Genomic DNA, 13,098 nt, shown 5'->3' with positions numbered 1-13,098 from the left:
AATTTTATGTGTGGAATTGTTGGTTATGTAGGAGATGAACAGGCGGCACCGATTTTGCTGACAGGCCTTTCCAAGCTGGAATACAGAGGCTATGATTCAGCAGGTATCGCAGTTCGAAACGAGGCAACTGATAAGATCGCAATCGTAAAGGCGAAAGGGCGTTTGAAAACTTTGATCGAGAAGACAGACGGCGGTTCAGCCGTACCGGGTACCTGCGGTATCGGTCATACCCGCTGGGCGACTCATGGAGAGCCTTCTGAGACAAATGCCCATCCTCATTGTACAGATGATAAGTCCGTAGTACTTGTTCATAATGGAATTATCGAGAATTATCAGGAGCTGAAGGCGAAGCTTCTTCGTTCCGGTTATACGTTCTATTCACAGACAGATACAGAAGTGGCTGTGAAGCTGGTAGATTACTACTATAAGAAAACCGGAACCCCGTTGGAAGCAATCTCCAGAGCAATGCTCCGTATCCGCGGTTCTTATGCATTTGGTGTTATTTTCAAGGACTATCCGGGCAAACTGTTTGCAGCCCGCAAGGACAGTCCGCTGATCATTGGAAAGAGCGAGAACGGAAGCCTTATCGCTTCTGATGTTCCTGCGATCCTGGATCAGACCAGAAGAGTTTATTATATCGGCAATCTTGAAATTGCGGAGCTTTCCCGTGATGAGATCCATTTCTACAATATCGACCGTGAAGAGATTGAGAAAGACGTTGTGGAGATCCAGTGGGATGCAGCTGCTGCTGAGAAGGGCGGCTATGAGCACTTTATGCTGAAAGAGATCCATGAGCAGCCGAAGGCTGTTCAGGACACCATTGGCGCTTATGTAAAAGAGGGACACATTGATTTTTCTGAGACAGGGCTTACAGATGAGAAGCTGGCTTCTCTTAAGAGAATCTATATCATCGCCTGCGGTTCTGCTTACCATGTTGGTATGGTTGGCAAATATGTGATCGAATCCATGGCGAAGATCCCGGTTGAGGTGGATGTGGCTTCTGAGTTCCGTTACCGTGATCCGATCCTTGTGGAGGATTCCATGGTGGTTATTATTTCCCAGTCTGGAGAGACTGCAGACAGCCTGGCTGCCCTTCGTCTTGCCAAGGATAGAAATGTTCCGGTACTTAGTGTAGTCAATGTTGTAGGCTCCAGCATTGCAAGAGAGAGCGATTATACGTTATATACTTATGCAGGACCTGAGATTTCTGTTGCCACCACCAAGGCTTACAGCACCCAGCTGATCGCCATGTATCTGCTGGCTATCCAGAGTGCTTTTGTCCAGGGAAAGCTTGAGGAGGGAAAAGTGACCCGTCTGCTTGCTGAGATGGAGACCCTGCCGGACAAGATCAGCCGTGTTCTGGATGATAAAGAGCGTATCCAGTGGTTTGCAAGCAAGTATGCAAATGCCCATGATATTTTCTTCATCGGACGCGGAATTGACTATGCTATCAGCATGGAAGGAAGCCTGAAGATGAAGGAGATCAGTTACATTCATTCTGAGGCTTACGCAGCAGGGGAGCTGAAGCACGGAACAATCAGCCTTGTAGAGGATGGTACTCTGGTGATCGGTGTGATGACCCAGAAGGATCTTTTTGAGAAGACACTGAGCAATATGGTTGAGGTAAAGAGCCGTGGTGCTTATCTGATGGGACTGACCAGCTATGGCAATTACAGTATTGAGGATACCGCTGATTTCTCCGTATATGTTCCCAAGACGGAGAAGTATTTCACAACCAGCCTTGCAATTGTTCCGCTGCAGTTGATGGGATATTATGTCAGCGTAGCGAAGGGCCTGGATGTGGACAAGCCGAGAAACCTGGCGAAATCTGTTACTGTAGAATAATGTTATTAAATAGCTGAATTATATTTCTAAACAACAGAAAAAAGACAATATTGTTATAAACATAAACATGGCGCGGAGAAGTGGCTTCTTCGCGCTGTTTATTTGGAAATGAAATAGTGGGAGTGTTCGAACAAAATGGGGCGTGAAAAAGATATGGAAGAAAAAAGGCACAGGATCATAGGTACTGCCGGACATATTGATCATGGTAAAACCTGGCTGGTCAAGGCGCTGACAGGCACGGATACGGATCGCCTGGCAGAGGAAAAAAGGCGGGGGATTACAATTGAAAATGGTTTTGCGTTTCTGAAATTTCCGGATGGCAGGGAAGCTGGGATTATTGACGTGCCAGGCCATGAAAGGTTTATAAAGAATATGCTGGCTGGAGCTGGCGGAATTGATATTGCCATGGTAGTGATCGCAGTAGATGAGGGAGTTATGCCTCAGACCAGGGAACATCTGGCAATACTTTCCCTGCTTGGTATTCAAAAGGGTGTGCTTGTGCTCACCAAAGGTGACCTGGAATGGAAAAAGGGACTTGACCAGGAAATCAGGGAATTTGCAGAGGGAACGTTTCTGGAAAATGCGGATGTGGTAGTGACCAGTGCTGTGGATGGGCGTGGGATTGAGGAACTGCGCAGGGTGTTGTGGAAACTGTGCACAGCCGGAAAAAACACGGGAAATCAGAAGCCTTCCCAAAAAGAAGGTGACAGCTGCACAGGCAGAATGGGGACAAAAGCATCTGCGTTTCGCCTGCCCATAGATCGTGTGTTTTCTCTAAAGGGTTTTGGAACTGTAGTGACCGGGACGCTGCTTGATGGCAGTTTAGGCTTGAATTATGACGCCATGCTTTATCCCAGAACTGAAAGGGTAAAAATTCGAGGGATTCAGGTGCATGGTCAGGAAGTATCCGAAGCTGTTCCGGGACAGCGGGTGGCAGTGAACCTTCCGGGGATTGGAAAAGAGCAGATCTCCCGGGGAGAAATTCTGGCAGCAGCAGGAAGTATGGAAGGTACCATGATAGCAGATGTACGGCTGCAGCTGTTGAAGTCAGGACAGCGTACTTTAAAAAGCGGTACCCGTGTTCATCTTTATCATGGGGCAGCAGAACTGGTGTGTAAAATAATTCTGTTTGACAGAGTAGTGCTGAAGCCCGGTGAAGAGGCCGTAGTCCAGCTTCGGATGGAGCAGATGACGGCAATGAAAGCAGGGGATCATTTTGTTATAAGATTTTATTCGCCAGTAGAAACCATCGGCGGTGGAGTTGTGCTGAATCCCAATGGGGTAAAAAGGAAAAAAAGACAGAATGCAGATGCTGTTGTTCATTGTGCATGTACCGGAAAGGAAAGAAAAAAAGCACATGCTTCAGGAAAAATAACAGAAGAAATATGTGGGAATTCTGTCTTTTTGCAGCTGCAGGAATTATATCTGAAATCGGGCTTTATGCCTCCGCTGACAGATGAAGTGAAGAAAGTATTTTCCGGTGAGCGGGATTTTTCAGAAGTGTTCTTTGCCATGGTGCGGGACGGTGTTCTTGTACGGTTTGACGAGAAGCATTATATGCACTGGGAAATGCGGCAGAAAGCTCTGGATATGGCGTATCTGTTATATGAAGAAAAGGGTATGATCCAGACTGGAGAATTTCGTGACCGTCTGGGAATATCCCGTAAATGTGCGATCATACTGCTGGAGAGGTTTGACAGAGAGCGGATTACAGTTATGGAAAATGGAGGAAGAGTGTTAAAACGAAACTTGCAGCAGGCAGATCGGCTGCGTCGAGGCTTTTAGACCTGCGCAATCGGATTCACAGACAAGTGAGTGGTATGGTTATTTCGAAAACGTAGTCTCCATGAGAAGAGTAAGAATGGAAAGCTGGGTATGCTTTTTTGGCGGGAACATATGGGAATCGAACCCATCCGGGACGGGATTAGCGCCCCACACTGGTTTTGAAGACCAGGAGGCACACCGGCACCTATCTGCTCCCAGTGAGAGTATAGCGGAGATTGGAAGTTTCGTCAACCACAGTCTTTGGGTCCGAAACCTTTCTTTGATTCCCTATTGACTAAGAGGGGGCAGATAAAGTAGAATAGTATTATTCGGGATAGTGTACCTTGTAGCCTTTTTCAAACATGCTCTGGTATGGCAGAGCTATTGAACAGGGCTGTGTTTTGCGTATCCCGTTTATAATGGATGTTTTCACATTACCAGATTACAGTATTGAAGAATATCCGAAGAGGAGAAAAATATGGCAGAGACAGTTAGAGTTGTAGTAGATGCCATGGGCGGAGACAACGCTCCGGCAGAACCAGTGAAAGCAGCCGTAGAGGCTGTTACAGAGAGGGAAGACATTGATGTGATCCTTACCGGCAGGCAGGATGTAATTGAGAATGAGCTGAGTAAATTTCAGAATTACCCCAAGGAAAGAATCCGGATCGTGAATACCACAGAGGTGATCGAGACAGCAGAGCCTCCGGTTCTGGCAATCCGTAAGAAGAAAGATTCTTCCATTGTGGTAGGACTGAATCTTGTGAAGAAGCAGGAAGCAGAAGCATTTGTTTCCTCTGGAAGCTCAGGCGCCATTTTAGTAGGTGGTCAGGTGATCGTAGGAAGAAGCAAAGGAGTACAGCGTCCGCCGCTGGCACCCTTGATTCCTACCCAGAATGGTGTGTCACTTCTTATTGACTGCGGTGCGAACGTAGATGCCAGACCAGAGCATCTGGTACAGTTTGCGAAGATGGGTTCCATCTATATGGAAGACGTGGTTGGAATCAAGAACCCTCGTGTTGCCATTGTAAACATTGGTGCAGAGGAGGAGAAGGGAAATGCCCTTGTGAAGGAGACGTTCCCTCTTTTGAAGGAATGCCCGGGGATCAATTTTATTGGAAGTATTGAAGCAAGGGATATTCCGGCTGGTTATGCAGATGTGATTGTCTGCGAGGCTTTTGTCGGGAACGTGATCCTGAAGCTTTATGAAGGACTTGGAAGTACCTTTATGAAGATGCTTAAAACCGGCCTTATGAAAGACACCCGCAGCAAGGTTGGAGCTCTTCTGGTGAAACCGGCCGTCAAAGAAACCATGAAGGCATTTGATGCAAGTGAGTACGGCGGAGCTCCTCTTCTGGGTCTTAAGGGACTGGTTGTGAAGACACACGGCAGTGCCAGGGCGGTTGAGATCCGCCACGCTATTTTTCAGTGTGTTCAGTTCAGACAGCAGAAGATCAATGAGAAAATCGCTGCCCATATGGTGGAAGAGACACCAGAAAAAGCATGATCATCCATGCATTGCAGCAGACTCTTCGGCAAAGACCTGCCGGGGGTCTGCCAGCTAGTCAGAGGGAAGGAAGTTTATCATGGAAAAAAAGTTAAAAGCATTGGAGAACCGGATCGGTTATGAGTTCAGGAACAGAAACCTTCTGATCCTTGCACTGACACATAGTTCTTATGCCAACGAGAAGAAGCTTGGTAAGGCAGGCTGCAACGAGCGCCTGGAGTTTCTTGGAGATGCAGTTCTGGAGCTGATCAGCAGTGATTTTCTTTATAAGAAATTCACCCAGATTCCAGAGGGCGAATTGACCAAGAAGAGAGCCAGCCTGGTTTGCGAGCCCAGTCTTGCTTATTGTGCAAGAGATTTCGGACTGCCGCAGTATCTGCTCCTTGGAAAAGGTGAGGACATGACCGGTGGAAGAAACCGTGACTCTATTGTTTCTGATGCAACAGAGGCTCTGCTTGGAGCTATCTATCTGGACGGTGGTTTTGCTAGCGCAAAGGAGTTTGTTCTGAAATTCATTCTGAACGATCTTGAGAACAAACAGCTCTTTTATGATAGCAAGACCATCCTGCAGGAAATCGTACAGGAGAAGGGAACCCATCTTGTGGAGTACCATCTGATAAAAGAAGAAGGCCCGGATCACAATAAAAGCTTTACCGTGGATGTGCTTGTCAGCGGTCATGTGATGGGTACCGGAGTAGGACATACCAAGAAAGCTGCCGAACAGGAAGCTGCTTACCAGGCAATCCGGAAGATGAGAAAATAATAACAAGGGTTCGAATATATGTATTTAAAAAATATTGAAGTGCACGGGTTTAAGTCCTTTGCACAGAAAATCAATTTCGAATTTCATAATGGAATTACGGGAATCGTTGGCCCCAACGGCAGTGGAAAAAGCAACGTAGGTGATGCGGTCCGCTGGGTCCTTGGAGAACAGAGCGCCAAGCAGCTTCGAGGCGGAAACATGCAGGATGTTATTTTTTCCGGCACGGAGACCAGAAAGCCCCTTAGCTTTGCTTCTGTTGCCATTACTCTGGATAACAGCGATCACAAGCTTCCGGTTGATTTTAATGAGGTTACGGTTACCCGAAGACTTTACCGCTCCGGTGAAAGTGAATATCTTATTAATGGAAGTGCCTGTCGTCTGAAGGATATTAATGAGATGTTTTACGATACCGGTATTGGTAAAGAGGGCTATTCCATCATCGGGCAGGGACAGATCGATAAGATCTTAAGTGGTAAGCCGGAAGAGCGCCGTGAGCTTTTTGACGAAGCTGCCGGAATCGTAAAGTTTAAGCGAAGAAAGGCAACTACCATTAAGAAGCTGCAGGACGAGCAGGCGAACCTGGTGCGTGTTACCGATATTTTAAGTGAGCTTACCAGACAATTGGGCCCTTTGGAGCGCCAGTCCGAGACAGCCAGAATTTATCTTGCCAAAAGAGACACTTTGCGGGAACTGGATGTGAACAGTTTCCTTCTGGAAAACGAGGAGACTAGCCGTGAATTAAAAGAGCTGGATACCAAGAATACCAGGGCTGCTGAGGAGCTGGAGGAGAATCAGAAGGCCTACGAGCAGACGAAAGTGGAATATGACCGTCTGGAAGAGGAACTGGAACAGTTGAATTCCCAGATGGATCAGCTGCGTGAAGAGACGCAGAATAAGGCAATCCGCAGGCAGCAGCTGGATGGCGAGACCAAGGTACTTCGGGAACAGATTTTGTCCGGAGTGCAGAGCGAAGAGCATTACAAGAGCCGTCTGCAGACCATTGAGGCGGATCTGAAGGAACGTCAGGAATCTCTGGAGAGGCAGGAAACGGAGAAATCCCAGCTCCATGCAGCTCTTCTGGAAGCAAGGAAGCGCCAGGAGGCAGAAGAGGACCGGATTTCCAATATTCAGGCACAGATCGAAGAGTGCTCCCAGGCAGTGGAGAATGGCAAGAACGAGATTATCGAGCTTCTCAATACCCGTGCCACTACCAAAGGAAAAGCCCAGCGTTTCGATACCATGATGGAGCAGATCGATATCCGTAAAGCGGGAATCAGTCAGAGACAGCTTCATTTGAAAACAGAGGAAGCCCAGCAGCAGAGTGAGCTGGAGAGGGCAAAGGAGAAGTTTCAGGGAATTACCACACTTATCCAGGACATGAATGCAGAGTGTCAGCGCCTGGATAATGAAGTACATAAAATTACAGATGAATTAAAGAAACAGAACGGCCAGATGGAAATTGGCCAGAGCGCATATCACCGTGAGGCTTCCAGGCTGGAATCTTTGAAAAATATTACAGAGCGCTATGACGGATACGGAAACAGTATCCGCCGTGTAATGGAACAGAAGGACCGAGTACCGGGAATTAAGGGTGTTGTAGCAGATCTGATCCAGGTAAATAAGGAGTATGAGATCGCCATTGAGACGGCTCTTGGCGGAAGTATTCAGAACATTGTCACAGACAATGAACAGACTGCCAAGCATATGATCGAATTTCTGAAGAAAAACCGTTTCGGCCGTGCTACGTTCCTTCCACTTAACAGTATCAATACCAGAAGTGGTTTTACCCAGAGGGATGCGCTGCAGGAGCCGGGAGTGATCGGGCTTGCCAGTGAACTGGTAACTACAGGTCCGGAGTATGCCGGACTTGCTACTTATCTTCTGGGTCGTGTGCTTGTGGTGGATCACATTGACAATGCCATTGCCATTGCGCGAAAGTACCGGCACAGTCTTCGTATGGTAACTGTGGAGGGGGAATCCTTCAGCCCGGGCGGTTCTATGTCAGGTGGTTCTTTTAAGAATAACAGCAACCTTCTTGGCCGCCGCCGTGAGATCGATGAACTGGAATCCAGTGTGAAGGCTCTTCGAAAAGATATGGATGACATGCAGACTGCTATTAATGATAATCGAAGCAAGCGTAATGTTATGCGTGACACCATTGCAGATCTGCAGGAAAAACTGCGTCAGCAGTATGTTGCCCAGAACACGGCGAAGATGAACATTAACCAGGTAGAGGCCAAGACAAAGGAAATCCAGGCTGGCTACGGAGAGATTCAGAGAGAGCAGATGGAAATCCGCCGTCAGATCGAGGAGGCAGAGGCTGATCACAGCAAGATTGCCGAAGAATTGAAGGCTTCTGAGCAGGATGAGAAAGAACTGGAGACTTTTATCCAGAATAAACAGGAAGAATTAGAGAACTGGAGGGCTGAGGAGCAGGAGGTTTCCAGGAAACTGGAGGCTCTTCGCCTGGAAGCAAGTACAGCCCAGCAGAAAGAAAGCTTCGCAGCAGAGACTCTGGGCCGTCTGACCCATGAGATGGAAGCTCTTCGCCAGGAGGAAGCAGATATTTATGAAACGCTGGAGCTTGGCGGCGAAGAGAATGAGAGAAAGCGCCAGTCTGTAGAGAACCTGGAGGCAGTGATCCGGACTTTGGAAGAGGATGAAACCAAGGCGAAGGCTCAGATGGAGAGCTGGCAGAGTGTGAAGGATGAAAAAAATGCCAGCCACAAGGCATTTTTTGAGAAGCGGGATCAGCTGTCCGGCAGGATTTCACTTCTGGACAAAGAGTGTTACCGTCTGAAAAGCCAGATCGAGAAGCTGGAAGAGCACAGGGAATCTCAGATTTCCTATATGTGGAATGAGTATGAGATCACCCCGAACAATGCCCTTCAGTACAAAAAAGAAGAGCTGAACGATCTGAAAGCCATGAAGAAAGAAATTGCCCAGGTGAAGGATGAAATCCGTAAGCTTGGTAACGTTAATGTAAATGCAATTGAGGAATATAAGGAGATTTCAGAGCGTCATGCTTTCCTTTCCGGACAGTATGAGGATCTGAAAACCGCAGAAGCACAGCTGGAGAACATTATCCAGGAACTGGATGAGGGAATGCGTAAACAGTTTACGGAGAAATTCCAGGATATCCAGAGAGAGTTTGACAAGGCTTTCAAGGAATTGTTTGGAGGCGGTAAGGGCACTCTGGAGCTTGAGGAAGACGTGGACATTCTGGAAGCAGGAATTCGTATTATTTCCCAGCCGCCAGGCAAAAAGCTTCAGAATATGATGCAGCTTTCCGGTGGTGAGAAGGCACTTACTGCAATCGCACTTTTGTTTGCAATCCAGAATCTGAAGCCGTCGCCATTCTGTCTTCTTGATGAGATCGAGGCGGCACTTGACGATTCGAATGTAGGTCGTTTCGCAGGCTATCTTCAGAAGTTGACGAAGAACACGCAATTTATTATAATAACACACAGGCGTGGTACTATGAATGCCGCAGACAGACTTTATGGTATTACCATGCAGGAGAAAGGCGTCTCCACGCTGGTTTCCGTTGATCTTGTGGAAAACCAGCTTACGCAGTAAAAGGAGGAGAGGAAATGGCAGAGGAAAAGAAGGGCTTTTTTAAAAGACTTGTCAGTGGCCTGACAAAAACAAGAGACAACATTGTGGCAGGATTCGATTCTCTTTTCACCGGCTATTCAACAATAGATGATGATTTTTATGAGGAACTGGAAGAAATCCTAATCATGGGTGACATTGGAATCAATGCTACCACAGCCATTCTGGACAAATTAAAAGACCAGGTGGAGATCCGGAATATCAGGGATCCCAAGGAGTGCAAGCAGCTTCTTATTGATACCATCAAGGAGCAGATGACGGTGGACAGCACAGAGTACGAGTTTGAAAACCGTAAATCCGTTATTCTTGTGATCGGTGTCAATGGTGTTGGAAAAACAACTTCCGTTGGAAAACTTGCCGGCAAGCTGAAGGACCAGGGCAAAAAGGTTATTCTTGGTGCTGCGGATACTTTCCGTGCAGCGGCAGGGGAACAGCTGACCCAGTGGGCGAACCGGGCAGGAGTGGAGATCATTGGCGGTCAGGATGGAGCAGACCCGGCATCAGTTGTCTATGATGCAGTGGCAGCAGCCAAGGCCCGCAATGCAGACGTTCTGATCTGTGATACCGCAGGAAGACTTCATAATAAGAAGAATCTTATGGAAGAGCTTCGCAAGATTTACCGCATTCTGGAGAAGGAATATCCGGAAGCGTATCTGGAAACTCTGGTGGTTCTGGATGGAACGACAGGACAGAACGCACTTGTGCAGGCAAGACAGTTTGCAGAGGTGGCAAATGTAACCGGTATCATTCTTACCAAGCTTGATGGTACAGCCAAGGGTGGTATTGCGGTGGCAATCCAGTCTGAGCTTGATATTCCGGTGAAATATATCGGCGTTGGTGAGAGCATTGACGATTTACAGAAATTCGATGCAAATTCTTTTGTGGATGCGTTGTTTGACATTCATCCGGATGAAAACTAACCCCACAGACTACAGGAGGAAAAATAAAAATGCTTACATTAGAGAGTTTTGAAGAAGCGGCAGAAATAGTTAAGCAGGTAACCCAGGAGACCAAGCTGGTGAAGAGCAGTTATTTCTCTGAACTCACTGGAAACAAGGTCTTCTTCAAACCAGAGAACATGCAGAGAACAGGTGCATATAAGGTGCGTGGAGCTTATTATAAGATCAGTACTCTTTCCGACGAGGAGAGGGGCAAAGGCCTGATCACAGCTTCCGCTGGAAATCATGCACAGGGTGTGGCATATGCGGCACACAAATACGGTGTGAAGGCCGTGATCGTAATGCCGACCACTACACCGCTTATTAAAGTAGAGCGTACAAAAGGGTATGGCGCAGAGGTTATTCTTCATGGTGATGTTTATGATGAGGCCTGTGCATATGCTCTGGAGCTTGCTGAAGAAAAGGGCTATACCTTTATTCATCCTTTTGATGATCCTGCAGTTGCTACCGGCCAGGGAACCATTGCTATGGAGATCATTCAGGAGCTTCCTCTTGTAGATTATATTCTGGTGCCAATCGGTGGAGGCGGACTTGCAACAGGTGTATCCACACTTGCCAAGCTTCTTAATCCTCATATTAAAGTAATCGGTGTAGAGCCAGCAGGTGCAGCCTGTATGAAGGCTTCTCTTGAGAAAGGGGAGGTTGTTACACTGCCCCATGTAAACACCATTGCAGATGGTACTGCAGTTCAGACTCCGGGCTCTCATATTTTCCCATATATCCAGGAGAATCTGGATGAAATCATCACGGTTGAGGATGATGAGCTGATCGTTGCATTCCTGGATATGGTAGAGAATCACAAGATGATCGTTGAGAATTCAGGACTTCTGACAGTGGCTGCGCTTCGTCATCTTGATTTCAAGAATAAAAAGGTTGTGTCCATTTTAAGTGGTGGAAATATGGATGTGATTACCATGTCTTCTGTAGTACAGCATGGCTTGATCCAGCGTGACAGAATCTTTACCGTATCTGTTCTTATCCCGGATAAGCCTGGTGAACTGGTACGTGTGGCTTCTATTATTGCAGAGAATCAGGGAAATGTTATCAAGCTGGATCATAACCAGTTTGTAAGCACAAACCGTAATGCAGCTGTAGAACTGAAGATCACTCTGGAGGCGTTTGGTACAGACCATAAGAATCAGATCGTGAAAGCGCTGGAGACTGCCGGATGCAGACCGAAAGTAATTCGCGCAAGTCTGTAATTGAAAAATAGAAGCATTTCCCCGCCTTGCAGTTAATAACTGAAGCAACATTACAAATGGTATGAATAAAGTTTGGTATGAATAAAGTTAGTTACTGTTCACTCCGTTCACAAAAAACACCTCGCGGAATGTTACCAGTGAACAGTAACTAAAGTTAGTCTATGTGCTTTGGGCGTTTTGCATATTCATGTAAAAAATGGGGAGTGTTTGCTGAAATGATTATAAATAAGTACAACTGTGTTGGTTAAAAAAAGGATCGGCATGGCGGTGAATATAAGGAGTAGCAAACTATGAAAAAAGTAATTTTAACAGGAGACCGCCCTACAGGCCGTCTTCATGTGGGACATTATGTAGGCTCTTTATCTGAGCGTGTAAAGCTTCAGAATTCCGGAAATTATGACGAGATTTATATTATGATCGCGGATGCCCAGGCGCTTACTGATAACGCAGAGCACCCGGAGAAGGTTCGTCAGAATATTATCCAGGTAGCACTTGATTATCTGGCTTGTGGGATTGATCCGGAGAAATCCACAATTTTCATCCAGTCTATGGTTCCGGAGCTTACAGAGCTTACTTTCTATTATATGAATCTGGTTACAGTAGCCCGTGTTCAGCGTAACCCTACTGTGAAATCTGAGATCCAGATGCGTAATTTCGAAGCCAGCATTCCGGTTGGATTCTTCTGCTATCCGATCAGCCAGGCTGCTGATATTACAGCCTTCCGTGCAACAGCAGTTCCGGTTGGAGAGGATCAGCTTCCTATGCTGGAGCAGTGCAAAGAGATCGTACACAAGTTTAACACAGTATATGGTGAGACACTTACAGAGCCGGAGATCGTACTTCCTTCCAACAAGGCGTGCCTGCGTCTGCCAGGTATTGACGGTAAGGCAAAAATGAGTAAATCTCTTGGAAACTGCATTTATCTTTCCGATGAGGCAGATGAGGTTAAGAAGAAGGTTATGTCCATGTTCACGGATCCGAATCATCTTCGTGTTCAGGATCCGGGAAATGTTGATGGCAATCCGGTATTTATTTATCTGGATGCTTTCTGCAAACCAGAATACTTCCCGGAATTTCTTCCGGATTATCAGAACCTGGACGAGCTGAAAGACCATTATAAGAGAGGCGGACTTGGAGATGTTAAGGTTAAGAAGTTCCTGAACAACGTTCTTCAGGCTGAGCTTGGCCCGATTCGAGAGCGCCGTAAAATGTGGGAGCAGCGTATTCCGGATGTCTATGATATTTTAAGAGAGGGCAGTAAGGTGGCTGAGGCAAAGGCAGCTGAGACTCTGAGGGATGTAAAGGCTTCTATGAAAATTAATTATTTTGATGATGATAGTTTGATTCAGTAAAATATGTGAATTTTAAGTGTCAAGCGTTTTTGAAAATGTCCTAAAATAATTGAAGTATTAGCCCCGGCTTTTTGCTGGGGCTTGTTAAATTGAT

General features: G+C 46.7%; 8 protein-coding genes and 1 tRNA gene. 8 read left to right on the top strand and 1 reads right to left on the bottom strand.

Annotation, left to right across the window (positions count from 1 at the left end; all coding sequences use genetic code 11):
* The first annotated feature begins 6 nt into the window (after positions 1 to 6).
* Positions 7 to 1,845 carry a glutamine--fructose-6-phosphate transaminase (isomerizing) gene (gene glmS / locus AB5706_RS17210; RefSeq protein WP_173717721.1) on the top strand — a complete coding sequence of 613 codons (1,839 nt, stop codon included), beginning with the start codon at positions 7 to 9 and terminating at the stop codon, positions 1,843 to 1,845.
* Positions 1,846 to 1,980: 135 nt separating this feature from the next.
* Positions 1,981 to 3,630: a selenocysteine-specific translation elongation factor gene (gene selB / locus AB5706_RS17205; protein WP_368366211.1), complete on the top strand. Its 1,650-nt coding sequence runs from the start codon at positions 1,981 to 1,983 to the stop codon at positions 3,628 to 3,630.
* Positions 3,631 to 3,729: 99 nt separating this feature from the next.
* Here selB and AB5706_RS17200 read toward each other — a convergent pair.
* Positions 3,730 to 3,826 (bottom strand) — tRNA-Sec (locus tag AB5706_RS17200).
* A gap of 261 nt (positions 3,827 to 4,087) precedes the next feature.
* Between AB5706_RS17200 and plsX the strand changes: the two genes are divergently transcribed.
* The 6 genes from plsX (at position 4,088) to trpS (ending at position 13,004) form a co-directional block, all read left to right on the top strand.
* Entirely contained in the window at positions 4,088 to 5,113 is a 1,026-nt protein-coding gene (gene plsX / locus AB5706_RS17195) for a phosphate acyltransferase PlsX (RefSeq protein WP_173771374.1), read from the top strand.
* Positions 5,114 to 5,192: 79 nt separating this feature from the next.
* Complete coding sequence (rnc, locus tag AB5706_RS17190; protein WP_118578867.1) at positions 5,193 to 5,876, top strand: ribonuclease III; 684 nt, start codon at positions 5,193 to 5,195, stop codon at positions 5,874 to 5,876.
* Between the two features lie 18 nt (positions 5,877 to 5,894).
* Positions 5,895 to 9,455, top strand: coding sequence for a chromosome segregation protein SMC (smc, locus tag AB5706_RS17185; RefSeq protein WP_173771376.1), 3,561 nt, complete (start codon positions 5,895 to 5,897; stop codon positions 9,453 to 9,455).
* Positions 9,456 to 9,469: 14 nt separating this feature from the next.
* On the top strand, positions 9,470 to 10,411 hold the full coding sequence (gene ftsY, locus AB5706_RS17180) for a signal recognition particle-docking protein FtsY (protein ID WP_118578863.1): 942 nt from the start codon (positions 9,470 to 9,472) through the stop codon (positions 10,409 to 10,411).
* 29 nt (positions 10,412 to 10,440) lie between these two features.
* Complete coding sequence (ilvA, locus tag AB5706_RS17175; RefSeq protein ID WP_118578861.1) at positions 10,441 to 11,652, top strand: threonine ammonia-lyase; 1,212 nt, start codon at positions 10,441 to 10,443, stop codon at positions 11,650 to 11,652.
* Between the two features lie 290 nt (positions 11,653 to 11,942).
* Positions 11,943 to 13,004, top strand: coding sequence for a tryptophan--tRNA ligase (gene trpS / locus AB5706_RS17170; protein WP_173771378.1), 1,062 nt, complete (start codon positions 11,943 to 11,945; stop codon positions 13,002 to 13,004).
* Positions 13,005 to 13,098 lie beyond the last annotated feature (94 nt).

It is taken from the genome of Ruminococcus sp. RTP21484sp1_RTP21277st1_D2_RTP21277_210401, assembly GCF_040924225.1.
Classification (GTDB): Bacteria; Bacillota; Clostridia; order Lachnospirales; family Lachnospiraceae; genus Blautia_A; species Blautia_A faecis.
The sequence above is the reverse complement of the archived record's forward strand: the minus strand, read 5'-3'. Positions and strand labels throughout refer to the sequence as shown.